The sequence below is a fragment of the Pseudomonas jinjuensis genome (assembly GCF_900103845.1).
Taxonomy (GTDB): Bacteria; Pseudomonadota; Gammaproteobacteria; order Pseudomonadales; family Pseudomonadaceae; genus Pseudomonas; species Pseudomonas jinjuensis.
Genome location: NZ_FNIJ01000016.1, coordinates 114,219 through 137,887, shown reverse-complemented (window position 1 = coordinate 137,887; position 23,669 = coordinate 114,219). Strand labels below are relative to the sequence as shown.

The 23,669-nt window shown below is 67.3% G+C and carries 22 protein-coding genes; 4 read left to right on the top strand and 18 right to left on the bottom strand.

Annotated features, from left to right (window positions below; all coding sequences use genetic code 11):
* Window positions 1-13 precede the first annotated feature (13 nt).
* The 4 genes from acnD to BLR75_RS21100 form a co-directional block, all read right to left on the bottom strand.
* A complete protein-coding gene (gene acnD, locus BLR75_RS21115; protein ID WP_084313431.1) occupies window positions 14-2,623 on the bottom strand; it encodes a Fe/S-dependent 2-methylisocitrate dehydratase AcnD in 2,610 nt (869 codons plus the stop codon).
* A gap of 1 nt (window position 2,624) precedes the next feature.
* Window positions 2,625-3,782 carry a bifunctional 2-methylcitrate synthase/citrate synthase gene (gene prpC / locus BLR75_RS21110; protein WP_084313433.1) on the bottom strand — a complete coding sequence of 386 codons (1,158 nt, stop codon included), beginning with the start codon at window positions 3,780-3,782 and terminating at the stop codon, window positions 2,625-2,627.
* A gap of 102 nt (window positions 3,783-3,884) precedes the next feature.
* Window positions 3,885-4,769 (bottom strand): methylisocitrate lyase, encoded by an 885-nt coding sequence (gene prpB, locus BLR75_RS21105; protein WP_084313435.1) that lies wholly within the window; start codon window positions 4,767-4,769, stop codon window positions 3,885-3,887.
* Window positions 4,766-5,476: a GntR family transcriptional regulator gene (locus tag BLR75_RS21100; RefSeq protein WP_084313436.1), complete on the bottom strand. Its 711-nt coding sequence runs from the start codon at window positions 5,474-5,476 to the stop codon at window positions 4,766-4,768. Before BLR75_RS21100 ends, prpB begins: the two co-directional genes overlap by 4 nt.
* Before the next feature lie 240 nt (window positions 5,477-5,716).
* On the opposite strand from BLR75_RS21100, the gene BLR75_RS21095 reads away from it, so the two are divergent.
* Entirely contained in the window at window positions 5,717-6,328 is a 612-nt protein-coding gene (locus tag BLR75_RS21095; protein ID WP_084313438.1) for a class I SAM-dependent methyltransferase, read from the top strand.
* 391 nt (window positions 6,329-6,719) lie between these two features.
* Here the strand turns inward: BLR75_RS21095 and BLR75_RS21090 are convergent, their stop codons facing one another.
* The 9 genes from BLR75_RS21090 to ada all read right to left on the bottom strand — a co-directional run bounded on the left by BLR75_RS21090 (window position 6,720) and on the right by ada (window position 16,048).
* Entirely contained in the window at window positions 6,720-7,190 is a 471-nt protein-coding gene (locus BLR75_RS21090) for a hypothetical protein (RefSeq protein WP_090416138.1), read from the bottom strand.
* Between the two features lie 264 nt (window positions 7,191-7,454).
* Window positions 7,455-8,777: a two-component response regulator AauR gene (gene aauR / locus BLR75_RS21085; protein ID WP_084313440.1), complete on the bottom strand. Its 1,323-nt coding sequence runs from the start codon at window positions 8,775-8,777 to the stop codon at window positions 7,455-7,457.
* Window positions 8,774-10,669: a sensor histidine kinase gene (locus tag BLR75_RS21080; RefSeq protein WP_084313442.1), complete on the bottom strand. Its 1,896-nt coding sequence runs from the start codon at window positions 10,667-10,669 to the stop codon at window positions 8,774-8,776. Before BLR75_RS21080 ends, aauR begins: the two co-directional genes overlap by 4 nt.
* Window positions 10,670-10,852: 183 nt before the next feature.
* A complete protein-coding gene (locus tag BLR75_RS21075; RefSeq protein ID WP_084313444.1) occupies window positions 10,853-11,587 on the bottom strand; it encodes an amino acid ABC transporter ATP-binding protein in 735 nt (244 codons plus the stop codon).
* The gene (locus BLR75_RS21070) at window positions 11,584-12,252 is read right to left on the bottom strand and encodes an amino acid ABC transporter permease (RefSeq protein ID WP_174688574.1); all 669 of its coding nucleotides are present in this window, start codon (window positions 12,250-12,252) and stop codon (window positions 11,584-11,586) included. Before BLR75_RS21070 ends, BLR75_RS21075 begins: the two co-directional genes overlap by 4 nt.
* The gene (locus BLR75_RS21065; RefSeq protein ID WP_084313448.1) at window positions 12,249-12,995 is read right to left on the bottom strand and encodes an amino acid ABC transporter permease; all 747 of its coding nucleotides are present in this window, start codon (window positions 12,993-12,995) and stop codon (window positions 12,249-12,251) included. Before BLR75_RS21065 ends, BLR75_RS21070 begins: the two co-directional genes overlap by 4 nt.
* A gap of 166 nt (window positions 12,996-13,161) precedes the next feature.
* Window positions 13,162-14,070, bottom strand: a complete 909-nt coding sequence (locus tag BLR75_RS21060; protein WP_084313450.1) for a glutamate/aspartate ABC transporter substrate-binding protein — start codon at window positions 14,068-14,070, stop codon at window positions 13,162-13,164.
* Window positions 14,071-14,300: 230 nt separating this feature from the next.
* The gene (locus BLR75_RS21055) at window positions 14,301-14,936 is read right to left on the bottom strand and encodes a phosphatase PAP2 family protein (RefSeq protein WP_084313452.1); all 636 of its coding nucleotides are present in this window, start codon (window positions 14,934-14,936) and stop codon (window positions 14,301-14,303) included.
* Between the two features lie 56 nt (window positions 14,937-14,992).
* On the bottom strand, window positions 14,993-16,048 hold the full coding sequence (gene ada / locus BLR75_RS21050; RefSeq protein WP_084313454.1) for a bifunctional DNA-binding transcriptional regulator/O6-methylguanine-DNA methyltransferase Ada: 1,056 nt from the start codon (window positions 16,046-16,048) through the stop codon (window positions 14,993-14,995).
* Between the two features lie 179 nt (window positions 16,049-16,227).
* Here ada and BLR75_RS21045 point away from each other — a divergent pair, with 179 nt between their 5' ends.
* Entirely contained in the window at window positions 16,228-17,409 is a 1,182-nt protein-coding gene (locus BLR75_RS21045; protein WP_084313456.1) for a response regulator, read from the top strand.
* Window positions 17,410-17,420: 11 nt separating this feature from the next.
* On the opposite strand, the gene BLR75_RS21040 is transcribed toward BLR75_RS21045, so the two are convergent.
* The 4 genes from BLR75_RS21040 to BLR75_RS21025 all read right to left on the bottom strand — a co-directional run bounded on the left by BLR75_RS21040 (window position 17,421) and on the right by BLR75_RS21025 (window position 21,100).
* Window positions 17,421-17,747 carry a type II toxin-antitoxin system HicB family antitoxin gene (locus tag BLR75_RS21040; RefSeq protein WP_084313458.1) on the bottom strand — a complete coding sequence of 109 codons (327 nt, stop codon included), beginning with the start codon at window positions 17,745-17,747 and terminating at the stop codon, window positions 17,421-17,423.
* Window positions 17,744-17,998, bottom strand: coding sequence for a type II toxin-antitoxin system HicA family toxin (locus tag BLR75_RS21035; RefSeq protein ID WP_084313460.1), 255 nt, complete (start codon window positions 17,996-17,998; stop codon window positions 17,744-17,746). Before BLR75_RS21035 ends, BLR75_RS21040 begins: the two co-directional genes overlap by 4 nt.
* 209 nt (window positions 17,999-18,207) lie before the next feature.
* Window positions 18,208-18,609, bottom strand: coding sequence for a Cu(I)-responsive transcriptional regulator (cueR, locus tag BLR75_RS21030; RefSeq protein WP_084313462.1), 402 nt, complete (start codon window positions 18,607-18,609; stop codon window positions 18,208-18,210).
* Between the two features lie 61 nt (window positions 18,610-18,670).
* On the bottom strand, window positions 18,671-21,100 hold the full coding sequence (locus BLR75_RS21025) for a heavy metal translocating P-type ATPase (RefSeq protein WP_084313464.1): 2,430 nt from the start codon (window positions 21,098-21,100) through the stop codon (window positions 18,671-18,673).
* A 161-nt stretch (window positions 21,101-21,261) separates the two neighbouring features.
* Between BLR75_RS21025 and BLR75_RS21020 the strand changes: the two genes are divergently transcribed.
* Window positions 21,262-21,459 carry a heavy-metal-associated domain-containing protein gene (locus BLR75_RS21020; RefSeq protein WP_084313466.1) on the top strand — a complete coding sequence of 66 codons (198 nt, stop codon included), beginning with the start codon at window positions 21,262-21,264 and terminating at the stop codon, window positions 21,457-21,459.
* Window positions 21,460-21,725: 266 nt separating this feature from the next.
* Here BLR75_RS21020 and BLR75_RS21015 read toward each other — a convergent pair whose 3' ends face one another.
* On the bottom strand, window positions 21,726-22,349 hold the full coding sequence (locus BLR75_RS21015; protein ID WP_084313468.1) for a TetR family transcriptional regulator: 624 nt from the start codon (window positions 22,347-22,349) through the stop codon (window positions 21,726-21,728).
* Window positions 22,350-22,601: 252 nt separating this feature from the next.
* On the opposite strand from BLR75_RS21015, the gene BLR75_RS21010 reads away from it, so the two are divergent.
* On the top strand, window positions 22,602-23,666 hold the full coding sequence (locus BLR75_RS21010) for an efflux RND transporter periplasmic adaptor subunit (protein ID WP_307638749.1): 1,065 nt from the start codon (window positions 22,602-22,604) through the stop codon (window positions 23,664-23,666).
* Window positions 23,667-23,669: the final 3 nt, after the last annotated feature.

The window sequence follows — 23,669 nt, the reverse complement described above, 5'->3', positions numbered from 1 at the left end:
TCGGCGCTTGACGTTATGCCACTTCGCCTTTCAGGAAGTCCTTGGCGAAGCGCTGCAGCACGCCACCGGCGTTGTACACGCTGACATCGGCGGCGGTGTCCAGGCGGCAGGTGACCGGGACGCGGACCACTTCACCGTTGCGGCGAGTGACCACCAGGGTCAGGTCGCAGCGCGGCGACAGGTCGCCTTCGATGTCGTAGGTCTCGGTGCCGTCGAGGCCGAGGGTCAGGCGGGTGGTGTCCGGCTTGAACTCCACCGGCAGCACGCCCATGCCGACCAGGTTGGTGCGGTGGATGCGCTCGAAGCCTTCGGCAACGATCACTTCCACGCCCGCCAGGCGTACGCCCTTGGCCGCCCAGTCACGGGACGAGCCCTGGCCGTAGTCGGCGCCGGCGACGATGATCAGCGGCTGCTTGCGGTTCATGTAGGTTTCGATCGCTTCCCACATGCGCATGACCTTGCCTTCCGGCTCGACACGCGCCAGCGAACCCTTCTTCACCTGGCCATCGACAACGGCCATTTCATTGACCAGTTCCTTGTTGGCGAAGGTCGCACGCTGCGCGGTCAGGTGGTCGCCGCGGTGGGTGGCGTAGGAGTTGAAGTCCTCCTCCGGCACGCCCATCTTGTGCAGATACTCGCCGGCGGCCGAGCTCATCTGGATCGCGTTGGACGGCGACAGGTGGTCGGTGGTGATGTTGTCCGGCAGGATCGCCAGCGGCAGCATGCCTTTCAGGGTGCGCTCACCAGCCAGCGCGCCTTCCCAGTACGGCGGACGGCGGATGTAGGTGGACATCGGGCGCCAGTCGTACAGCGGGCTTTCCGCTTCCTGAACGCTGCCCAGATCGAACATCGGGATGTAGATCTGGCGGAACTGCTCGGGCTTGACGCTGGCGGCGACGATGGCATCGATTTCCTCGTCGGACGGCCACAGGTCCTTCAGAGTGATGGCATTGCCCTGACTGTCGGTGCCCAGCACGTCCTGCTCGATGTCGAAGCGCACGGTACCGGCGATGGCGTAGGCGACCACCAGCGGCGGCGAGGCGAGGAAGGCCTGCTTGGCGTACGGGTGGATACGGCCGTCGAAGTTGCGGTTACCCGACAGTACGGCAGTGGCGTACAGGTCGCGATCGATGATTTCCTGCTGGATTACCGGGTCCAGTGCACCGGACATGCCGTTGCAGGTGGTGCAGGCGTAGCCGACGATGCCGAAGCCCAGCTTCTCCAGTTCCGGCAGCAGGCCGGCTTCTTCCAGGTACAGCTTGGCGACCTTGGAGCCCGGAGCGAAGGAAGTCTTCACCCACGGCTTGCGCACCAGGCCCAGCGCGTTGGCCTTCTTCGCCACCAGACCGGCAGCAACGACGTTGCGCGGGTTGGAGGTGTTGGTGCAACTGGTGATGGCGGCGATGATCACCGCGCCATCGGGCATCAGACCATGGGCCTCTTCGTCCCGGCCGGACTCCAGCTTGCCTCCGTCGGCGATGCCGCGCTCGGCCAGTGCCGAGGTCGGCAGGCGGCGGTGCGGGTTGGACGGACCGGCCATGTTGCGCACGACGCTGCCCAGGTCGAAGCTCAGCACGCGCTCGTACTCGGCGGTCTTCAGGGCGTCGCTCCACAGGCCGAGGGTCTTCGCGTAGTTCTCCACCAGCGCTACCTGCTCCGGCTCGCGGCCGGTGAGCTTGAGGTAGTCGATGGTCTGCTGGTCGATGTAGAACATCGAGGCAGTGGCGCCGTATTCCGGGCACATGTTGGAGATGGTCGCGCGGTCGCCGATGGACAGGCTGTCGGCACCCTCGCCGAAGAACTCGACGTAGGCACCCACCACGCGCTCCTTGCGCAGGAACTCGGTCAGCGCCAGGACGATGTCGGTAGCGGTGATGCCGGGCTGGCGCTTGCCGGTCAGCTCGACGCCGACGATGTCGGGCAGGCGCATCATGGACGGATGGCCGAGCATCACGGTTTCCGCTTCCAGGCCGCCGACACCGATGGCGATCACGCCCAGCGCATCCACGTGCGGAGTGTGCGAGTCGGTGCCGACGCAGGTGTCGGGGAAGGCCACGCCACCACGCGCCTGGATCACCGGGCTCATTTTCTCCAGGTTGATCTGGTGCATGATGCCGTTGCCGGCCGGGATCACGTCGACGTTCTTGAACGCGGTCTTGGTCCACTCGATGAAGTGGAAGCGGTCCTCGTTGCGGCGATCCTCGATGGCGCGGTTCTTCTCGAAGGCTTCCGGGTCGAAGCCCGGGGCTTCCACGGCCAGCGAGTGGTCGACGATCAGCTGGGTCGGAACCACCGGGTTGACCTTGGACGGGTCACCGCCCTGATCGGCGATGGCGTCGCGCAGGCCGGCCAGGTCGACCAGCGCGGTCTGGCCGAGGATGTCGTGGCAGACCACGCGTGCCGGATACCAGGGGAAGTCCAGGTCGCGCTTGCGGTAGATCAGCTGTTCCAGCGAGGCGGTCAGGTCCGCCGGCTCGCAGCGACGCACCAGCTGCTCGGCCAGCACGCGGGAGGTGTACGGCAGTTTTTCCCAGGCGCCAGCCTGGATCTCCTCGACGGCCGCGCGGGCGTCGAAGTAGTCCAGCTGGGTGCCCGGCAGGCTTTTACGGTATTGGCTATTCATCTTATTTGCGGTCCTTGAGCTCGACGAACTTCAGATCTTCCGGGCCGACGTAGTTGGCGCTCGGGCGGATGATCTTGCCGTCGATGCGCTGCTCGATGACGTGGGAGGACCAGCCGGCGGTGCGGGCGATCACGAACAGCGGGGTGAACATGGCGGTGGGCACGCCCATCATGTGGTAGCTGACGGCGCTGAACCAGTCGAGGTTCGGGAACATCTTCTTGATGTCCCACATGATGGTTTCCAGGCGCTCGGCGATATCGAACATCTTGGTGTTGGACTGCTCGGCGGACAGCTGGCGAGCGACTTCCTTGATCACCTTGTTGCGCGGGTCGGCGATGGTGTAGACCGGGTGGCCGAAGCCGATGATCACTTCCTTCTTCTCGACGCGGGCGCGGATGTCGGCCTCGGCCTCGTCCGGATTGTCGTAGCGCTTCTGGATCTCGAAGGCGACTTCGTTGGCGCCGCCGTGCTTCGGACCACGCAGTGCGCCGATGGCGCCGGTGATGCAGGAGTACATGTCGGAGCCGGTGCCGGCGATCACGCGGGAGGTGAAGGTGGAGGCGTTGAACTCGTGCTCAGCGTACAGGTTGAGCGAGGTGTGCATCGCGCGAACCCACGACTCGCGCGGCTTCTCGCCGTGCAGCAGGTGCAGGAAGTGGCCGCCGATGGAGTCATCGTCGGTTTCCACGTCGATGCGCTTGCCGTTGTGGCTGAAGTGGTACCAGTACAGCAGGGCGGAACCCAGGGAAGCCATCAGCTTGTCGGCGATGTCGCGGGCGCCCGGGTGGTTGTGGTCTTCCTTCTCCGGCGACAGGCAGCCCAGCACGGAGGTGGCGGTGCGCATCACGTCCATCGGGTGGGCGGACGGCGGCAGTTGCTCCAGGGCGGCCTTGACGCCGGCCGGAAGGCCGCGCAGGGCTTTCAGCTTGGCCTTGTAGGCGGCCAGTTCGGCGACGTTCGGCAGCTTGCCGTGGACCAGCAGGTGGGCGATTTCCTCGAACTCGCAACGGTTGGCGAAGTCGAGAACGTCATAGCCGCGGTAGTGCAGGTCGTTGCCGGTACGGCCGACGGTGCAGAGGGCGGTATTGCCGGCGGCGGTGCCGCTCAGGGCTACGGATTTCTTCGGCTTGAAGCCAGTAACGGTGGTTTCAGTGCTCATCGGTATCTCCTCATTCCTTTCGATAAAAGCGCTGAAGGCTGGAAGCTGAACGAAGAGCGAATCGTCCAGCCTTTAGCCTCCAGCGCTCTTGTCGGCTGTTATTTATTTTTTGCTGGCGAACAGCGCGTCGAGCTTGTTCTCGAAGGCGTGGTAGCCGATGCGGTCGTACAGCTCCGCACGGGTCTGCATGATGTCGATGACGTCTTTCTGGTGGCCGTTCTGGCGGATCGAGGTGTACACGGCTTCAGCGGCCTTGTTGGCGGCGCGGAAGGCGGACAGCGGGTAGAGCTGGATGGCTACGCCGACCGAGGCCAGCTCGTCGCGGGAGAACAGCGGGGTGGCGCCGAACTCGGTGATGTTGGCCAGGATCGGCACGTTCAGCGCGTCGACGAAGCGCTTGTAGGTCGGCAGGTCGTAGGCGGCCTCGGCGAAGATGGCGTCGGCGCCGGCTTCGACGTAGCGCTGGCAGCGCTCGATGGCGGCGTCCACACCCTCGGCCTGGATGGCGTCGGTACGGGCGATCAGGAAGAAGTTCGGGTCGGTCTTGGCGTCGGCGGCGGCTTTCACGCGGTCAGCCATCTCCTCGGTGGAGACGATTTCCTTGCCCGGACGGTGGCCGCAGCGCTTGGCGCCGACCTGGTCTTCGATGTGCGCGGCGGCGGCGCCGGCCTTGATCAGGTTCTTGACGGTACGCTCGATGTTGAAGGCGCTCGGACCGAAGCCGGTGTCGATGTCGACCAGCAGCGGCAGGTCGCAGACGTCGGTGATGCGGCGCACGTCGGTGAGCACGTCATCCAGGGTGTTGATGCCCAGATCCGGCAGACCCAGGGAACCGGCAGCCACACCACCACCGGACAGGTAGATGGCCTTGAAGCCGGCGCGCTTGGCCAGCAGGGCATGGTTGGCGTTGATCGCGCCAATCACCTGCAGCGGTTTTTCCTCGGCGATGGCATCGCGGAAACGCTGGCCGGGGGTCTTGTAGGTCATGCTTCACCTCGTTGTGCTTGGGTCTGGGCTATCTGGGCTTGGATGATTCGCCGCGACGCGCCGATGTGACGGCGCATCAGCAGTTCGGCCAACTCGCCATCGCGGTCGGCGATGGCATCGAGAATCCGGTGATGCTCGTTGAAGGCCTGGCGCGGCCGGTTTGGCGTTGCCGAATATTGCAGCCGGTACATGCGCACCAGCTGGTACAGCTCGTTGCAGAGCATGCGGGTCAGGGTGCGGTTGCCGCTGCCCTGGATGATCCGGTAGTGGAAGTCGTAGTCGCCTTCCTGCTGGTAGTAGCCGCGGCCGGCCTGGAATGCCTCGTCGCGCTCGTGGGTGTCGAGCACCCGGCGCAGCTCGTCGATCTCGGCCTGGCTCATGCGCTCGGCGGCCAGGCGACAGGCCATGCCTTCCAGGGATTCGCGGATCTCGTAGAGCTCCACCAGCTCTTCCAGGCTCAGCGACACCACCCGCGCGCCGACGTGCGGCACGCGCACCAGCAGCTTCTGTCCTTCCAGACGATGGATCGCCTCGCGCAGCGGACCGCGGCTGATGCCGTAGGTGCGCGCCAGTTCCGGCTCGGAAATCTTGCTGCCGGGAGCGATCTCGCCCTTGACGATGGCGGACTGGATCTTGCGGAAGACGTGTTCCGCCAGAGTCTCGCTGTCGTCCTCGGGGACTGTGGGCAGTGCGATGAGTTCGTTCATGGTGTCGACAATGTTCTCGTTGTGGGGCGAAATCTACCCATGCAGGGCGTGTCGGTCAATGAAGAATTCAAGGATTGTCGACAATCGTATAAGGAGGGAGGGGGTTATGCCTACAAAGTCAGGGGCTTTTCGACGGACGGCAGCCGTTGGCAGGGGGATGGCGCGATGCGGATGGAGCGGGCGGCTAGGATCGAAGGAACGGGACTATCGGGCAATACCACGACTGGAGGATTCGGCGGAATGGGCCTTTATGACCGGCATGTACTGCCGCACCTGATCGACTTCGCCTGCGGCATGGGCGACGTGATGAAGCAGCGCGCGCAACTGGTGCCGCGGGCGGAAGGGCGGGTGCTGGAGATCGGCATGGGCACCGGGCTTAACCTGGGGTTCTACGACCCGGAGAAAGTGTCGACAATCGTCGGCGTCGATCCGGCGGCGCAGATGCAGCGCCTCTGCCGCCGGCGCGCGGAAAGTGTCGACATTCCAGTGGAGATGGTCGCCTTGGAGCTGGGCGAGATCCAGGCGCCGGAGGCCAGCTTCGACAGCATCGTCTGCACCTTCACCCTGTGCAGCATCCCGGACGCCGTCGCCGCGCTCAGGGAAATGCGCCGGGTGCTCAAGCCCGGCGGCAAGCTGCTGTTCTGCGAACACGGCCTGGCGCCCGATGCCGGCGTGCGCACCTGGCAGCACCGGCTGACACCTTGGTGGAAACCGCTCGCCGGCGGCTGCCACCTGGACCGCGACATGCCGGCGCTGATCGCCAGTGGAGGATTCCGGATCCGCGAGCTGAGCGAACAGTACCTGCCGGGGCCACGGCCGATGACCTATGTGTATCGGGGCGTGGCGGAGTGAGGGGAAGCGAAGACCCTGTAGGAGCGGGCCATGCCCGCGACATCGCGGCCGGTCGTGGGCATGGCCCACTCCTACAAAAAGCACTATCCGGCCACTCTGGCGCTGAAGGAAAACCGGATCGCCAGCAAGCTGGCTCCTACAGGTCCGCTGTCAACCGGGCCATGTCTGCGAACGCAGGGGAAATCCTGTAGGAGCGGGCCATGCCCGCGAAATAATGCGGGTCGCGGGCAGGCCCGCTCCTACGGAATACGAAACGTTTGGCGCTGGGGGTAAGGCGTAGGGCGCATGACGCGCCAGCGTCATCCGCCGTTTTGGCGACGACGCGGCGGATGCGATGGGTGGGATTGCGTAGGGTGGACGTGGCTTTTCACGTCCACCGCCCCGGCCGGCCTCACTCCAGCTCGTCATCCTCGCGCAGCAGCACGCAGGCGCGGCCCTGCCCGGTTTCCTGGTAGTCGTACAGGTAATACATCTCCACCTTGTCGACACGCGCCATCACCGCCACGTAGTCGCCCGGTTCGGCGAGGAAGAATTCCCGCGATGCCGGCTCGGCCTCGCATTCGATGAAGGCGCTGAAGAAGCGCTCCGGGGCGGCGCCGTCGTAGTAGGCGTCGCGGTCCTCGGCGGTCCACTCGGCCGGCGGCTGGAACGGGCCGGCGATCAGCACCCGGGCGTCGCCCAGTTCGTCCTCCTCGGCGTCCTCGTCCTCTTCATTGGGGCGGTACAGGGTGGCGTCCAGCGCCCGTGCGTCGGCGAGGATGCTCTCGCGGGCGGCCAGGCGGGCAACCGGATCGACGCCGGCTTCCTGGCAGAGCTGGTTCCAGCGAATGTCGAGTTCAGCGTTGCGGTCGTTCGAGGGCATGGATGGCTCCGGAATGCCAGGACGGGAGAGCGCTAGTGTCCGGGAGTGGCGGCGGCGGTGCAATGGCCGTGGAGCGGGAGTCCGCGCTTGCGGCGGGTCGCGGGCATCGCTCCTACACGGTTTATTGGATCCCCGCGTTCGCGGGGAAGACGGAGTTGAGAGTCGCACGGAGTTATCCGAGAAATCCGTCATTACCAGAAGACACTGGCTCCTACACCCCAGGCTCAGCTGTAGGAGCGGGCCATGCCCGCGACCCACAAACCTCTAGAGCCCGTACTTCTTCACCTTGTCGAACAGCGTGGTCTTGGCCATGCCCAGCGCCACACTCGCCTGGCTGAGGTTGCCGCCGTGGCGCTCCAGGGCGGCCTGCAACAGGCTGCGTTCGAAGGCTTCCACAGCCTCGGCGAAGCGCGGTTCGCTGGCGTCGGGGCCGAGGCCGCTCTTGCCCAGCACCGGCAGGCCGAGGGCGAAGCGTTCGGCGACGTTGCGCAACTCGCGCACGTTACCCGGCCAGTCGTGGGCCATCAGGCTGGCGGCGGTGGCGTTGTCGATCACCGGCGCCGGGCGGTCGAAGCGGATCGACGACTGCTGGAGGAAGTGCTCGAACAGCATGAGGATGTCCTCGCGCCGTTCGCGCAGCGGCGGCAGTTGCAGCGTCACCACATTGAGTCGGTAGTAGAGGTCGCTGCGGAAGCTGCCGTCGCGGCCCATGGCGCCGAGGTCGGACTTGGTCGCGGCGATCACCCGGGCGTCCACCGGGATCAGCTGGTTCGAGCCGAGGCGCTCCAGGCTGTGTTCCTGCAGCACGCGCAGCAGCTTGATCTGCAGGTTCAGCGGCATGCTCTCGATCTCGTCGAGGAACAGCGTGCCGCCGTCGGCGTGCTCGATCTTGCCGATCCGGCGCTTGCCGGCGCCGGTGAAGGCGTGGGCCTCGTGGCCGAAGATTTCGCTGTCGATCAGGCTTTCCGGCAGGCCGCCGCAGTTCAGCGCGACGAATTCCTTGCCCTGCCGGCGGCTGTGGTCGTGCAGGCAGCGCGCGACCAGTTCCTTGCCGGTGCCGGTCTCGCCCTCGATGAGCACGTTGGCCGAGGTGTCGGCGACATTGGCGATCAGTTCGCGCAGGGCCTGCATGGCCGGCGAGCGGCCGATCAGCCGGGCCTCCAGCGCCTGGCGTCCGGCGAGCTGGCGGCGCAGCGACGAGACTTCGCGGCTCAGCGCGCGCTGGGCCAGGGCGCGGCGCGCGGTGTCGACCAGGCGTTCCGGCGAGAAGGGTTTCTCCATGAAGTCGTAGGCGCCGTCGCGCATGGCCTGCACCGCCATGGCGATGTCGCCGTGACCGGTGATCAGCACCACCGGCAGGCTCGGGTCCTTTTCCTTCAGCCGGGCCAGCAGCTGCAGGCCATCCATGCCGGGCAGGCGGATGTCGCTGACGACGATGCCGGGGAAATCCCCGTCGACGCGCTTCAGCGCTTCCTCGGCGCTGCCGACGCCGTCGCTTTCGATGTCTTCCAGGCTCAGGGCCTGCTGGCAGCCCAGCAGGATGTGCGGGTCGTCCTCGACGACCAGTACGCGCAGGGTTTCGCTCATATGTGGGTACTCGTCGCTGCGGCGGCCAGCAGCGGCAGGATCAGCTCGAAGGCGGTGCCGCCGCTTTCCGGATGGACCACGCCGAGGCTGCCGCCGGCGGCGGTGGCGAGGCTGGCCGAGAGGGTCAGGCCGAGCCCGAGGCCGTGTTCGCCGGGCTTGGTGGTGAAGAAGGGTTCGAACAGGTGCACGCGGGCGTCGGGCGGGATGCCGGGGCCGTTGTCGCGCACCGTCAGGTGGTACTGGCCGTCCTGCTCGCGGCCGCTGAGCCAGAGCTGGCGGTCGTCCTGGGCGCTCATGGCGTCGAGGGCGTTGGCGATCAGGTTGACCAGGATCTGCTCCAGGCGGGTCTGGTCGATGGCCAGGCAGACGTCCTCGTACTCGCGGTGCAGGGTCGCCGGCACGGCCTTCAGGCGCACCTGCAGCACCAGCAGCGCGGCGTCCACCGCCTTGCCCAGGCGCGCCTGGCCGTGATCGTCGGCGCGCCGGGCGAAGGCGCGCAGGCTGCCGGTGATGCGGCCCATGCGGTCGACCATCTCGTTGATCGCTTCGAGGTTGCTGCTGGCGGTATCCAGCGCGCCGCGCTGGAGGAAGCGCACGGTGTTGCCGGACAGCGTGCGCAGCGCCGCCAGCGGCTGGTTGAGTTCGTGGGCGATGCTGGTGGACATCTGCCCGATCACCGCCAGCTTGCCCGCCTGGACCAGGCGGTCCTGGGCCTTGCGCAGGGTTTCCTCGGCCTGCCGGCGTTCGCGGATCTGCTCGCGCAGGTGCTGGTTGCTGGCGCGCAGGTCGGCGGTGCGTTCGGCGATCCGGCGTTCCAGCTCGCTGTTGGCCTTCTGCAGCGCCTCGCGGGCGGCGAGGCGGGTGGCGAGCACCTTGCGCCGCTCGTTCCAGGCGATCAGCAGGAAGGCCAGCAGGGCGAAGCCGACGGCGGCGAGCATGCCGTGGATCATTGCCTCGCGGCGCTGCTCCTGCAGCGGGGTGAACAGGGTGAAGTTCCACGGCGTGTCGACCAGCCTGCGGGTCTGCGACAGGTAGGTGATGTTCGGCGTCGCGTTCGCTTCGGTGGCGGGGAAGGTCAGGGTCTCGACGTTTTCCGCCAGCGCCTCGCGGGCCAGCGGCTGCCACTCGTTGAGCGCCCACCAGTAGTACTGCAGGCTGCGCGCCAGGCGTTCCTTGTCGTCGGCGCTGAGCGGACGCACCGCCTTGAGGCGCAGGGCCGGATCGCTGGAGAGGATGATGATGCCGTTCTCGTCGCTGACGAAGGCGTGCAGGCGGGCCTTCTCCCAGCGCTGCTCGATGGCGTCCAGGCGCACCTTGACCACCGCCACGCCGACGATGCGCCCGCCGTGCACCAGGCCGTGGGCCAGGTAGTAGCCGGGTTCGCCGGTGGTGCTGCCGATGCCGTAGAAGCGCCCCGGTTTGCCCCGCATGGCGTCCTGGAAATAGGCGCGGAACGACAGGTCCTCGCCGAGGTAGCTGTCGGCGTCCTGCCAGTTGCTGGTGGCGACCACCCGGCCGGAGGTGTCGAGCAGGTAGATGGCGCGGCTGCCGCTACGCCGGTTGAGGCCTTCGAGGTAGGCGTTGACCAGCCCGCGGCGATAGGGCGTCGGGTCGAGCAGCAGACGGGTGACGTTGGTTTCCAGCTCCAGCAGGCTGGGCAGGTAGGTGTAGCGGCTGATCTCGCTTTCCACGCCGCGTGCGTGCAGCTCCAGCTGGCGCTCGCCGTTCTCGATCAGCGCGCGGGTGCCGGCGCCGATGCTGAGCAGGTAGCCGCCGTAGCCGAAGCCGAGGGTCAGCAGGATCAGCAGCAGTGGCAGCAGCAGGTTGCGCAGGCGGCTCGGCTTCACGGTCAGCGATGGCGGCACGGGGCAGTGTGGGGTTCGGCATTGCATCACAGTCACCGTGGCCGGGCCAGCCCGTCGCCCGGACAGGCGACGGGCTGGAGGACGTACATCCGTTGTCGCGGGCATGGCCCGCTCCTACAGGGGGGCGATTCATGGTTCCCATGCTCCCGCATGGGAACGATAAGGGCCGGCGACGTTGTAGGAGCGGGCCATGCCCGCGACACATCCGCGTCAGTGCTGCAGGATCTTGGAAAGGAACTGCTGCGCCCGGTCCGAGCGCGCATCGATGTCGCCGAAGAACTCGTCCTTGGCGCAGTCCTCGACGATCTGCCCGCGGTCCATGAAGATCACCCGGTCGGCGACCTTGCGCGCGAAGCCCATCTCGTGGGTCACGCACATCATGGTCATGCCTTCCTGGGCGAGCTGGACCATCACGTCGAGCACCTCGTTGACCATCTCCGGGTCGAGGGCCGAGGTCGGTTCGTCGAACAGCATCACGATCGGGTCCATCGCCAGCGCGCGGGCGATCGCCACACGCTGCTGCTGGCCGCCGGAGAGCTGGCCGGGGTGCTTGTGGGCGTGGGCCTTGAGGCCGACGCGGTCGAGCAGGGCGAGGCCCTTTTCGGTGGCTTCCTCCTTGCTGCGGCCGAGCACCTTCATCTGCGCGATGGTCAGGTTCTCGGTGATCGACAGGTGCGGGAACAGCTCGAAGTGCTGGAACACCATGCCCACCCGCGAGCGCAGCTTCGGCAGGTTGGTCTTCGGATCGGCGATGGAGGTCTGCTCGACCACGATGTCGCCCTTCTGGAACGGCTCCAGGGCGTTCACGCACTTGATCAGGGTGGACTTGCCGGAGCCCGACGGGCCGCACACCACCACCACTTCACCCTTGCCGACCTGGGTCGTGCAGTCGGTGAGGACCTGGAAGTCGCCGTACCACTTGCTGACGTTCTGGATCGAGATCATGGGGCAAACCCTTTCTGCAGGCGCTTGACCGCGAAGGACGCGGAGAAGCTGATGGTGAAGTAGACGAGTCCGGCGAAGATCAGGAACTCGTGGGACAGGCCGGTGATGTCGCCGCGCGAGCGCGAGGCATTGAGGAAGTCCATGAGGCCGACGGTGTAGACGAGGGAGGTGTCCTGGAACAGGATGATGCTCTGCTGCAGCAGCAGCGGGGTCATCTTGCGGAACGCCTGCGGCAGGATGATCAGGCGCATGCACTGGCCGTAGGTCATGCCCAGCGCCTGGGCGGCGCCCATCTGGCCCTTGGGGATGGCCTGGATGCCGGCGCGGACGATCTCGCAGAAGTACGCCGCCTCGAACATCATGAAGGCCACCAGGCAACTGGTGAACGCACCGACCGGGGTGTCCTCGCCGGTGATGGCGCGCAGGATGAACGGCACCGCGAAGTAGAACCAGGTGATCACCAGCAGCAGCGGGATCGAGCGGAAGTAGTTGACGTACAGCCCCGCGAGGTTCGACAGGAACTTGCTGTGCGACAGGCGCATCAGGGCGAGCAGGGTGCCCAGCACCACGCCGCCGAACACACCCAGCACCAGCAGCTGCAGGGTGGTGAGCATGCCGTCCCACAGGCCCGGCAGCGCCGGGACGATCTGGCTGAAGTCCATCATTTGCCTCCCACGGAAATCAGGCCGGGCACCGCGACTTTCCGCTCGATCGTGCGCATCAGCAGCATCAGGCTCATGTTCAGGGTGAAGTAGATCAGCGTGGCCAGGGTGAAGGCCTCGAACAGATTGGCGCTGAACTCGGCGGTCTGCTTGGTCTGCGCCAGCAGCTCCATGAGGCCGATCAGCGAGGCCACCGAGGAGTTCTTGAAGATGTTGAGGAACTCGGACGTAAGCGGCGGAATGATGATGCGGAAGGCCTGCGGCAGCAGGACGTAGCGGTAGATCTGCGGCAGGCGGAAGCCCATGGCGCGGGCGGCGCCCAACTGGCCCCTGGGCAGCGCCTGGATGCCGGTGCGCACCTGCTCGCAGACGCGCGCGGCGGTGAACAGGCCGAGGCACACCACCACGCTGACGAAGGCCGAGGTTTCCGGCGCCAGGCCGAGCTTGAACCAGTCCTGCAGCGGCTGCGGCAGCAGGTCCGGGACCAGGAAGTACCAGAGGAACAGCTGCACCAGCAGCGGCACGTTGCGGAAGAGTTCCACGTAGGCGGTGGCGATGCCGGAGATCCAGCGGTTCGGCACGGTGCGCATCACGCCGAGCACGGCGCCGAGCAGCAGGGCGATGATCCAGGCGGAGAGGGCGACGGCGATGGTCCAGCCCAGACCGGTGACGAACCAGTCCAGATAGCGCTCGTCGCCGATCCCGGTGGACTTGAAGAACACGCCCCAGTCCCAGTTGTAGTTCATGAGGAATCCCTCGGGTGTACGGTTTTCAAGACTGCAGCCGGCCATCCCCGCACACGCGGTGGCCCGCGTCGGCGCTTTCCGGAGTCGGCAGTGAAGGAGTAGGGCGGGTTGCAGCCGCCCTGTGGTCCTGCGCCCGGCTCTCGTGAAGCCGGGGCAGGGGATACCGTCAGATCTGCTCGGCAGCCTTGTCGGTCGGAGTGGCGATCAGCTTCTTCAGCTCATCGCTCATCGGGAAGTTGAGGTTCAGGTTCTTCGGCGGGACCGGGTTCATGAACCACCTGTCGTAGATGCCGTTGATCTCGCCCGAGGCGAAGGTGTCGGCGATGGCCTTGTCGACCACTTTCTTGAACGCCTCGTCACCCTTGCGCACCATGCAGCCGTAGATCTCGAAGGATTGCGGTTCGCCGACCACCACCCAGTCGCCCGGCTTGCGCGCCTTGGCCATTTCGCCGTAGAGCAGCGCGTCGTCCATCATGAAGGCCACCGCGCGGCCGGACTCCAGCATCAGGAAGGACTCGCCGTGGTCCTTGGCGCTGATGATGTTCATGCCCATCTTCTGCTCGGCGTTCATCGACTTGAGCAGGCGCTCGGAGGTGGTGCCGGCGGTGGTCACCACGTTCCTGCCCTTGAGGTCGGCGAATTCGTTGATGCCGGAAGTCTTCTTCGTCAGCAGGCGGGTGCCCACCTCGAAGATGCCGACGGAGAAGTCGACTTGCTTCTGCCGCTCGACGTTGTTGGTGGTGGAGCCGCACTCGATGTCCACGGTGCCGTTCTGCACCAGCGGGATGCGGGTCTGCGAGGTGACCAGGTTGTAGCGCACCTTCAGCTCGGGCATGCCGAGCTGCTGCTTCAGCGCGTCGACGACCTTCAGCTGCAGGTCATGGGAATAGCCCACCGGCTGGCGCGGATCGGTCGCGAGGTAGGAGAAGGGGATGGAGGCGTCGCGGTGGCCGAGGGTGATGGTGCCGGTTTCCTTGATCTTCTTCAGGGTACCGGTGAGTTCTTCGGCTACGGCGGGAGCGGCGATCAGGGCGGCGACGATGGCGGCACCCAGCACTCGGGGAGCGAAACGCATGAAATCTACCTCGACTGGTTCTGTTTGTTGTTCAGTCCGGCGGCAGGAGTGGGCTGCCGCATGCTCGCAGGAGATAGAGCAGGGACCGTGCCAGTCTTTTTATTTTTCTATAACTTATTGAATTAAAAGGAATAAATTGAGATTTGCGAGGATTGTCCGGGTGCCTGGCGTTCGGTCGTCCGGATATCCGCCGTTCGCCGCGTTCGGAAATCCGAATGCCCGGAAGGCTGTCAGGCGTCTGGTGCCGATGCGGAGACCGGAGCGGGGATTGCCCACTGCCCGCGCTTGAACGGATGGTCGCGGCCGGCCAGGTGGCTGGCGATGCGTTCGAGCATCTGGTGGGTCGGCGCGCGGGTGCCGGTCAGGGCCTGGGCGCTGCCCAGCGCCAGCACCACGGCGAGCAGCAGCGGCGAAAGCACCGGCAGGCCTCCGCGCACCAGGGCCAGGTAGGCCGCGCTGGTGGCCAGGCCGAGCGCCAGGCCGGCCGACACTTCGGCCGGCGAGTGCACGCCGATGGCCAGCCGCGACCAGCCCACCAGGATCGCCAGCACGGCGCCGCAGGCGGCGGCCGCCACGGCCAGCCCGCGCTTGCGCGGCAGCAGCGCGGCGATCACCGGCAACACGCTGGCGGCCATCATGCTGTGCCCGGAAATGCCGGTGAAATCCCACTCGCGGATGCCGATGCCCCAACCCATGAAGGCCAGCTTGGAAGCCACCACCAGGCTCGCGGCGAGGCCGAACAGCGCCAGCCAGAGGCCGGCCTTGGCGCGCTCGCGGCGGTACAGCAGCCAGAAGAACAGGAAGACGGCGAGGGGCAGCAGCAGCGAGCTGTCGCCGAGGCGGGTGATGGCGTTCCAGAGATCCATGGTGTGGCATTCCATTCGGGGGCGGCACCATAGCACAGCGCTGCCGCCGGTCGCTGTCAGTCGCCGGCTTCCTCCCGACTGGCGGCGCGCTCGCGGCGCAGCAGTTCCAGCTTGCGCGGCACGCCCCAGCGATAGCCGCCGGCCGAGCCGTCGGCGCCGACCACCCGGTGGCACGGCACCAGCAGGCCGACGGCATTGCTGGCGCAGGCGCGGGCGATGGCGCGCGGGTGGCTGTGCAGCTGTTCGGCCAGCTCGCCGTAGCGCCGCGTCTCGCCGCTGGGGATGCTGGTGAGCGCGCGCCAGACGCGCAGCTGGAAGGCGCTGCCATGCAGGTCCAGCGGCAGGCCGGCGGCCCGGGCCGGTTCGTCGAGCTGGGCGAGCACCTGCCGCAGCCAGTCGCCGAGGCTGGCGTCATCGCGCTGCCGTTCGGCGGCGCCGAAGCGTTGTGCGAGGTCCGCTTCCAGCTGCGCCTGGTCATCGCCGAAGAGCAGGGCGCAGACGCCCCTGTCGGTCGCCGCCAGCAGCAGGAAGCCCAGCGGGCAGGGCGCGATGGCATAGCGCAGGCGCTCGCCGGCGCCCTTCTGCCGGCGCCGCGCCGGGCTCAGGCTGGACGGGCCGGCATACAGCGCGCGGGTGCCGGAATAGCCGGCTTCCAGCGCCGCATCCAGCACCGTGCGCGCCTGCGGCAGGGCGGCGGCGAGGCGCTGCTGGCGGCGGCTTTCGGCCCAGGCGCGCGGGGTCAGGCCGGTGCGCTCCTTGAAGGCGCGCGCCAGGTGCGAGGGCGACAGGCCGATGCGCGCGGCCAGTTCGTCGAGGGTCGGCGGCTTTTCCGCGGCGTCGAGCAGTTCGCAGGCGGCGGCGACCAGCGCGTCGAGCTGCTCCCGCGGGCTCGGACCGTTCGGCGAGCAGCGCCTGCACGGACGGAAACCCGCAGCTTCGGCGGCGGTCGGACTGTCATGGAAGTCGACATTTTCCCGCCGTGGCCGCCGCGCCGGGCAGCTCGGCCGGCAGTAGACGCCGGTGGAGCGCACGCTGAACACGAAGCGGCCGTCGAAGCCCGCGTCGCGTTCGCAGACGGCCTGCCAGCAGCGTTCGGGGTCGGGGTGGTCCATGGGAAGCTCCGCTTCTGTGGGGAATCTGAGGGAATTTTCGGCGCGGCGCGGGCGGCCGGCAATCCGCATCGCGTTTTCAAACTGGCGGCCCGCGTCCGGCTAATCTTATGGGGAGATCCGCCAGGGAATGCGCCGTCCGGGCGCGAGGCATTCGCTGGCTGATTCCGAGGGTTAAAGTCGTGGAGAGCATTCTCGACAGGTCCGAGCAGGAGGTGATCCTGGTGGTCGATGACCAGCCGGGCATCCTCGTGGCAACGAGCGAGCTGTTGCGCCAGCGCTATCGGGTGGAGACTGTAGGCAGCGGCGGCGAAGCGCTGCTGCGGGCGGCCATGGACCCGCAACCCGACCTGATCCTGCTCGACATCCTGATGCCGGGGATGGACGGCTACGAGGTCTGCCGCCAGCTCAAGGCCGACCCGCGCACCTGCGACATCCCGGTGATCTTCCTCACCGGCATGGCCAGCCTGGAGGACGAGCAGAAGGGCCTGGACCTCGGCGCGGTGGACTTCCTGCTCAAGCCGGTCAGCCCGCCCGTGGCCCTGGCGCGGGTGCGTACCCACCTGGCGCTGAAGGCCAATGCCGACTTCCTGCGCGACAAGAGCGAGTACCTGGAACTCGAAGTGCGCCGCCGCGCCCGCGAGCTGCAGGCGATCCAGGACGCCATCCTGGAAGCCATGGCGACCCTCTGCGACCTGCGCGACCGCCCGCACAGCCGCCATCTGCTGCGCGTCGAGCACTATATGCGCCTGCTCGCCGGCGCCCTGGCGCGGAACGAGGAATACGCCGGCGAACTGAGCGTGGAGAACATCGAACTGATGGCCCGCTCGGCGATGCTCCACGACATCGGCAACGCCGCCGTGCCGGACCGCATCCTGCTCAACCCCGGGCACCTGGACGAAGCCGACTGGCTGATCATGCGCAACCACACCCGCGTCGGCCGCGACGCGCTGGAAGCGGCGGAGCGCAAGCTCGGCTACCCGGCGGAGTTCCTCCGCTACGCCAAGGAAATCGCCTACAGCCACCACGAACGCTGGGACGGCGCCGGCTTCCCCGAGGGCCTGGCCGGGGAACGCATCCCCCTGGCGGCGCGCCTGCTGGCGGTGGTCGACACCTACGAGGATTTCACCAGCCGCCGCGTCTACCACACGCCGCTACCGCCAGCCGAGGCGGCGCAGCACATTCTCGCCGGCAGCGGCAGCCATTTCGATCCGCAGGTGGTCGAGGCCTTCGCCGAAGTGGCCGCCGGCTTCGCCCGCATCGCCGAGCGCTATGCCGACGACGACCAGGTGCTGGAACTGGAGCTGCAGCGGCTGGAGGAGGCGGTGGCGGAAAATATCGAGCTGGAGCCGCCGCAGGGGTGAGGGGGCGCGCCTCAGACCGATTCGGCGAGGCGCTCGCTTACCCACTGGTTGATGCTCTTGTGGCTCAGCTCGGCCTTGATCGCCACCCGTGCGTGCAGTTGGGGATCGAGGCGCAGGCTGAGCTTGCCGGAAAATGGCTTCTGCGGCTCCCGGCCAAGTTTCTCGCAGGTTGCCAGGTAATCGTCCACCGCTTCTTCGAACGCCTGGCGCAGTTCGCCAACGGATTCGCCATGGAAACCGATCACGTCGCGAATGCCGGCGATATGGCCGATGAACAGACCATCCTCGTCGCTGTATTCGATGCGTGCGGCATAGCCTTTGTATTTCATGGGGCTCATGGTGCGATTCCTGCGTGCTCGAGAAAGGTGCGTGCATCCCGCACCTGATAGTGCCTGGCTTCCTTGGCCGGATGGGGGCGGTGGAAGCTGGCGATGATTCCGTTCAGCTCGAAGCGAACCCGGGAACCGCTGCCTTCGATGATTCTGGCTCCCAATGCAACGAAAAGCGCTTCGATGCGGCTCCATTCCAGGGATGACGGAATTGGCGCCGAAAAGACCGCCTCCAAGGTTGCGCGTTGTTTGCTGTTCATCCATGTGTCCGGCTTATGGTATCAAATTATGATACCGGTCGCGCCATGATGTCAGCGTGTCGGAACTGTCCTCGATCAAGCGGAGAAACGGCTTTACTCCCATGGCCGCTCCTGCGTCCCCAAGGCATGGTGGATAACGCTGGCGCGTTATGCACCCTACCCGTGCCTGCAGGTCAATCCCTGAGTTGGCCTGTAGGAGCGTTGTCACGCTACGAACAGCATTTCCCCGATTCCAGGTCCTTGAGGATCGGGCAGTCCGGCCGGTGGTCGCCGTGGCAGTGGTCGAAGAGCTCCTGCAGGGTGTCGCGCAGGCTGGAGAGTTCGGCGATGCGCCGGTTGAGTTCGTCGATGTGCTGGCCGGCCAGCGCCTTCACGTCGGCGCTGGCGCGCTGGCGGTCCTGCCAGAGGGCGAGCAGGCGGCCGACTTCCTCCAGGGAGAAGCCGAAGTCCCGCGCGCGGCGGATGAAGGCCAGGCGGTGCAGGTCCTGTTCGTTGTAGTGGCGGTAGCCGCTGGCGCTGCGCCCGGCGGGGGCGAGCAGGCCGATGGATTCGTAGTAGCGGATCATCTTCGCGGACAGCCCGCTTTTCTGTGCCGCTTCGCCGATGTTCATCATGTGCTCCGGATGTATGGCTGGATGGTGGATGGAAAGAGCCCATCCAGCCTGCGGCTCTTCATTGGGCCCCCGCGTTCGCGGGGGTGACGTCGGTTTCCGCCGAACCCGGCTTCCAGCGCTTCAGCAACAACGCATTGCTCACCACGCTGACGCTCGACGCCGCCATCGCCGCGCCGGCGACCATGGGGTTGAGCAGGCCGAAGGCGGCCAGCGGGATGCCCACCAGGTTGTAGATGAAGGCCCAGAACAGGTTCTGGCGGATCTTCGCGTAGGTGCGCCGCGACACGTCCAGCGCGGCCGGCACCAGGCGCGGGTCGCCGCGCATCAGGGTGATGCCGGCGGCGTGCATGGCGACGTCGGTGCCGCCGCCCATGGCGATGCCGACGTCGGCGGCGGCCAGGGCCGGGGCGTCGTTGATGCCGTCGCCGACCATCGCCACCACGCCGCGCTGCTTCAGCGCGCCGACCACCGCGGCCTTGTCGCCCGGCAGCACTTCGGCGTGCACTTCGTCCAGCCCCAGGGCCTCGCTCACCACCCGCGCGCTGCCGCGGTTGTCGCCGGTGATCAGGTGGCTGGCGATGCCGCGCCGGCGCAGTTCTTCCACGGCTTCCGCGGCGCCCGGCTTGAGGCTGTCGCCGAAGGCGAAGAGGGCGAGCACGCGCGGCTGCGGTTCGATCTCGATCAGCCAGGACAGGGTGCGGCCCTGGCTTTCCCAGTCGCTGGCGGCGGAGGCCAGGTCGCCGGGCGGCAGGCCGCGCTCGTCGAGCAGGCGGCGGTTGCCCAGGGCCAGCAGGGTACCGTCTACCCGTCCCTGGATGCCGCGTCCGGCCAGGGCCTGGCTGTCGCTCGCGGCGGCCGGTGCGAGATTGCGTTCGGCGCAGGCATCCAGCACCGCCTTCGCCAGCGGGTGTTCGCTGCCGCGCTGCAGGGCGCCGGCCAGGGCCAGCGCGCTGGCGTCGTCGCCATCCAGGCTGGCGAGGTTGGTGATGCGCGGCTGGCCGGAGGTGAGGGTGCCGGTCTTGTCGAAGGCCACGGCGCTGACCGCATGGGCGACTTCCAGCGCCTCCGCGTCCTTGATCAGGATGCCGTGGCGCGCGGCCACGCCGGTGCCGGCCATGATCGCGGTGGGCGTGGCCAGGCCGAGGGCGCAGGGGCAGGCGATCACCAGCACGGCCACCGCGTTGATCAGCGCCGTTTCCACCCCGGCGCCGGCCAGCAGCCAGCCGGCCAGGGTGAGCAGGGCGATGCCGACCACCACCGGCACGAAGACGTTGCTGACCCGGTCCACCAGCTTCTGGATCGGCGCCTTGGCCGCCTGGGCGTCTTCCACCAGGCGGATGATCCGCGCCAGCACGGTCTCGCCGCCGAGGGCCGTGGTGCGGATGCGCAGCAGGCCTTCGCCGTTGATCGCGCCGCCGGTCACCGGATCGCCGGGGCGCTTCGGCACCGGCAGGCTCTCGCCGGTGATCAGCGCCTCGTCGGCGTGGCTCTGGCCGTCGAGGACTTCGCCATCCACCGGGAAGCGTTCGCCGGGGCGCACCAGCACCACGTCGTCCAGGCGCAGTTCGGCGATCGCCACGTCCTCTTCGCGACCGTCGCGCAGGCGCGTGGCGCGCTCCGGGCGCAATGCTTCGAGAGCGCGGATGGCTGCGGCGGTCTGGCGCTTGGCGCGGCTTTCCAGGTACTTGCCGAGCAGGATCAGGGCGATGATCACCGCGCTGGCCTCGAAGTACAGGTGCGGCATGGCGCCCGGCGCGGCGGTCAGCCAGAGGTAGAGGCTGAGGCCGTAGCCGGCGCTGGTGCCGAGGGCGACCAGCAGGTCCATGTTGCCGCTGCCGGCCTTCAGCGCCCTCCAGGCGGAGACGTAGAAGCGCGCGCCGATGACGAACTGCACCGGCGTGGCGAGGAGGAACTGCACCCAGGCCGGCAGCATCCAGTGCAGGCCCAGCCATTCGGCGAACATCGGCAGCACCAGCGGCGCGGCGAGGACGATGGCCGCCGCCAGCCACCAGCGTTCGCGGGCGAGGCGCGCTTCGGCGGGATCGGCGACGGGGTGTTCGACATCGACCGGACGCGCCTGGTAGCCGGCCCTTTCCACGGCGGCGATGAGTTCGGCGGCCTCGACCTGGCCGAGCAGGTCGAGATGGGCGCGCTCGCTGGCCAGGTTGACGCTCACCTCGCGCACCCCCGGCACCTTGCGCAGGGCGCGCTCGACGCGGCCGACGCAACTGGCGCAGGTCATGCCGTCGATCGCCAGCTCCAGGCTGTGGCCGGGCACCTGGTAGCCGGCCTGTTCCACCGCGGCGATCAGGGCGGGCAGGCTGTCGCTGCCGGCCACCTGCACCCGCGCCTGCTCGCTGGCGAGGTTGACGCTGGCGCCGAGCACGCCCGGCACCTTGCGCAGGGCGCGCTCGACGCGGCCGGCGCAGCTGGCGCAGGTCATGCCGGCGACCGGCAGGTCCAGTTCGATGGGGTTGGCGCTGCTCATGGATGGAAACCTCCCTGGAATTTGCCAACAGGATCAACCTTGACCCCGTGGCAAGGTCAAGCCTTTTCCTGGGCATCGTTGCTCCACGGCAGGGGGCTTGACCTTGCCATGGTGGCAAGGTCGACACTCAGCCCATCGATCAACCGAGAGGAGCGACAGAAATGGAGATATTCAAGGTGAAAGGCATGAGCTGCGGCCATTGCGTACGCGCCATCACCCAGGCCGTCCAGGCCCGCGACGCGGCGGCGGAAGTCCAGGTGGACCTCGCTGGCGGCGAGGTGCGGGTGAGCAGCCGCCTGGAGCCGGCGGCGGTGCTGGAGGCGATTCGCGAGGAGGGATACGAGGCGGAGCAGGCCTGAACCGCTCTTGCAGGAGGGCGCCCGATGGCGCGGCGGCAGTGTCGTGGGCATGGCCCGCTTCCTACAGGTAATCCAGGGCCGCGCTGCTTTTCGTAGGAACGAGGGGGCGCCTAGCCCTTGCTCGCGAACGAAGTCCACAGCGGGGCCGGTTCGCGAGCAAGCTCGCTCCTACAGGGCGTTCCGGTGATTCTCACGCTCCTGTGTCCCTTCGACGCGGGAGCGTCGAGAGCTGAGTTCCCACGCAGGAGCGTGGGAGCGATCAATTCTTAACGCCGCCAATCCCTAATAAGCCCGCGGAACAGCGTATCGAACAGCTCCCCGGTCTCGCGCAGCGGATCGAACAGCTCCGGGTCGCGCAGCCAGTCGCTGAACAGGCCCAGGACCATCGCGTGCACCGCGCGCGAGGCGGTGTGCGGAGTCACGCCGGGCACCAGGCGTTCGCGGCAGGCGTCGTCGCTGAAGAGCTGTTCGCAGAGGTCGATGAACTGGCGGATGAAGGCGTTGTGTCGCATTTCCGCCTCGCGCAGCTCTTCGGTAAATTCGCAGCGCAGCATGAGGATGGTGAACACGCGCCGGCGCTGCTCGTCGCGGGCGAGGTTCTCCACCACTTCCACGCACAGGTCGAACAGCGACCGCACCGGGTCGTGGCCGCCGCAGCCGGACAGGCGCAGGGCCAGCTGTTCCGGCGGCAGGCGCACCTGGTTGAGCATGTCGTTGAACAGATGGGCCTTGTTCTGGAAGTGCCAGTAGACCGCGCCCCGCGTCACGCCCGCAGCCTTGGCGATCTGCTCCAGGCTGGTGTTCGACACGCCGCGTTCCAGGAACAGCCGTTCGGCCGAGTCCAGAATCGTCTGGCGGGTCTTTTCGGAATCTTCTTTGGTTCGTCGCATGGCGCTTGCTGCTAGACAGACTAGTCTCACTAGGTGGTGAGTGAGTGTACTGATTTTGAAGCGCTAACAGTGCCTTACCGAGCACTGATGCCACGTTCCGCACGATTCCAGATAGATATTCCATGGAGAGGTTACATGCAGTCTGTCCGTCGCTTGCCGGTCGCTCTAGCCATAGTTGGCTTGTCCCTTTTGTCCGGCCCGGTGCTGCGGGCCGCGGAGCAGCCCGGGGGAGGCGCTCCACCTGCACCACCTGTGACCGTTGAAACGGTCAAGGCCGAGGAATTGCCCGTCGAAATCGAGTATTCCGCCCGCACCGCAGGCTTCCGCGAAGTGGAAGTGCGCGCCCAGGTCAGCGGCATCCTGCAGAAGCGCACCTACGAGGAAGGCCGGCCGGTGAAGCAGGGACAGCAGCTGTTCCTCATCGACCAGCGCCCCTACCAGGCCGCCCTGGCTCAGGCCAAGGGCTCGCTGGCGCAGACCATGGCGCGCTACCGGCAGACCGACCGCGACCTGCGCCGCATCCGCGAACTGCAGAAGAAGGGCTACGCCAGCGAAAGCGAGCTGGACCGCTACATCTCCGCGTTCGAGCAGGCCAAGGCCGACGTCGAGGCCGCCAAGGCCAACGTCGAGGCCAAGCAGATCGACTTCAACTACACCACGGTGATCGCGCCGATTTCCGGCGTCGCCTCCAAGGAAACCCGCTCCGAGGGCAGCCTGGTGGTGGCCAGCGACCCGAACTCCAGCCTGCTCACCAAGCTCACCCAGCTCGATCCGGTGTACGTCAACTTCGCCGTGCCCGATACCGATGCTGCGCGCCTCAACGCCGGCGTGAAGTCCGGCCAGCTGAAGCTGCCGGCGGACGGCAAGCTGAGCACCGACATCTACTTCGGCGACGGCACCAAGTACCCGCTGAGCGGCGTGGTCGACTTCACCGACAGCTTCGTCAACACCGGCACCGGCACCGTCAACGCCCGTGCAGTCGTTCCCAATCCGGAGCAGCAGCTGATTCCCGGGCAGTTCGTGCGGGTCACCATCAAGGGGCTCACCCGCGAGAATGCGCTGACCATCCCCGAGCGGGCGCTTGCCCAGGGCCCGCGCGGCACCTTCGTCTACGTGGTGGACAAGGACGGCTTCGCGCGCATGCGCCAGGTGGCCGCGCCGCAGACGGTGAAGGGCCGCTGGGTGATCGATTCCGGTCTCGACGTCGGCGACCGGGTGATAGTCGACGGCCTGCCCAAGGTGCGCCCCGACCAGCCAGTGAAGATCGTCGATACGCCGGCCGAGGCCGCTGCCTCCGCCGCCCAGGCCAAGCAATAAGGA

What these genes read in the sequence shown, in the direction of transcription:
- ada (WP_084313454.1), bottom strand. Translation starts at nt 16,048, where the DNA reads ATGGACCACCCCGACCCCGAACGCTGCTGGCAGGCCGTCTGCGAACGC.
- BLR75_RS21075 (WP_084313444.1), bottom strand. Translation starts at nt 11,587, where the DNA reads ATGATCTCGATCCAGAACGTCAGCAAGTGGTACGGCGACTTCCAGGTC.
- cueR (WP_084313462.1), bottom strand. Translation starts at nt 18,609, where the DNA reads ATGAACATCGGCGAAGCGGCACAGAAAAGCGGGCTGTCCGCGAAGATG.
- BLR75_RS21035 (WP_084313460.1), bottom strand. Translation starts at nt 17,998, where the DNA reads ATGAACAGCAAACAACGCGCAACCTTGGAGGCGGTCTTTTCGGCGCCA.
- BLR75_RS21100 (WP_084313436.1), bottom strand. Translation starts at nt 5,476, where the DNA reads ATGAACGAACTCATCGCACTGCCCACAGTCCCCGAGGACGACAGCGAG.
- BLR75_RS21060 (WP_084313450.1), bottom strand. Translation starts at nt 14,070, where the DNA reads ATGCGTTTCGCTCCCCGAGTGCTGGGTGCCGCCATCGTCGCCGCCCTG.
- BLR75_RS21080 (WP_084313442.1), bottom strand. Translation starts at nt 10,669, where the DNA reads ATGCAATGCCGAACCCCACACTGCCCCGTGCCGCCATCGCTGACCGTG.
- BLR75_RS21040 (WP_084313458.1), bottom strand. Translation starts at nt 17,747, where the DNA reads ATGAGCCCCATGAAATACAAAGGCTATGCCGCACGCATCGAATACAGC.
- BLR75_RS21015 (WP_084313468.1), bottom strand. Translation starts at nt 22,349, where the DNA reads ATGCGACGAACCAAAGAAGATTCCGAAAAGACCCGCCAGACGATTCTG.
- prpB (WP_084313435.1), bottom strand. Translation starts at nt 4,769, where the DNA reads ATGACCTACAAGACCCCCGGCCAGCGTTTCCGCGATGCCATCGCCGAG.
- BLR75_RS21065 (WP_084313448.1), bottom strand. Translation starts at nt 12,995, where the DNA reads ATGAACTACAACTGGGACTGGGGCGTGTTCTTCAAGTCCACCGGGATC.
- BLR75_RS21070 (WP_174688574.1), bottom strand. Translation starts at nt 12,252, where the DNA reads ATGATGGACTTCAGCCAGATCGTCCCGGCGCTGCCGGGCCTGTGGGAC.
- BLR75_RS21055 (WP_084313452.1), bottom strand. Translation starts at nt 14,936, where the DNA reads ATGGATCTCTGGAACGCCATCACCCGCCTCGGCGACAGCTCGCTGCTG.
- aauR (WP_084313440.1), bottom strand. Translation starts at nt 8,777, where the DNA reads ATGAGCGAAACCCTGCGCGTACTGGTCGTCGAGGACGACCCGCACATC.
- acnD (WP_084313431.1), bottom strand. Translation starts at nt 2,623, where the DNA reads ATGAATAGCCAATACCGTAAAAGCCTGCCGGGCACCCAGCTGGACTAC.
- BLR75_RS21025 (WP_084313464.1), bottom strand. Translation starts at nt 21,100, where the DNA reads ATGAGCAGCGCCAACCCCATCGAACTGGACCTGCCGGTCGCCGGCATG.
- BLR75_RS21095 (WP_084313438.1), top strand. Translation starts at nt 5,717, where the DNA reads ATGGGCCTTTATGACCGGCATGTACTGCCGCACCTGATCGACTTCGCC.
- BLR75_RS21090 (WP_090416138.1), bottom strand. Translation starts at nt 7,190, where the DNA reads ATGCCCTCGAACGACCGCAACGCTGAACTCGACATTCGCTGGAACCAG.
- BLR75_RS21020 (WP_084313466.1), top strand. Translation starts at nt 21,262, where the DNA reads ATGGAGATATTCAAGGTGAAAGGCATGAGCTGCGGCCATTGCGTACGC.
- prpC (WP_084313433.1), bottom strand. Translation starts at nt 3,782, where the DNA reads ATGAGCACTGAAACCACCGTTACTGGCTTCAAGCCGAAGAAATCCGTA.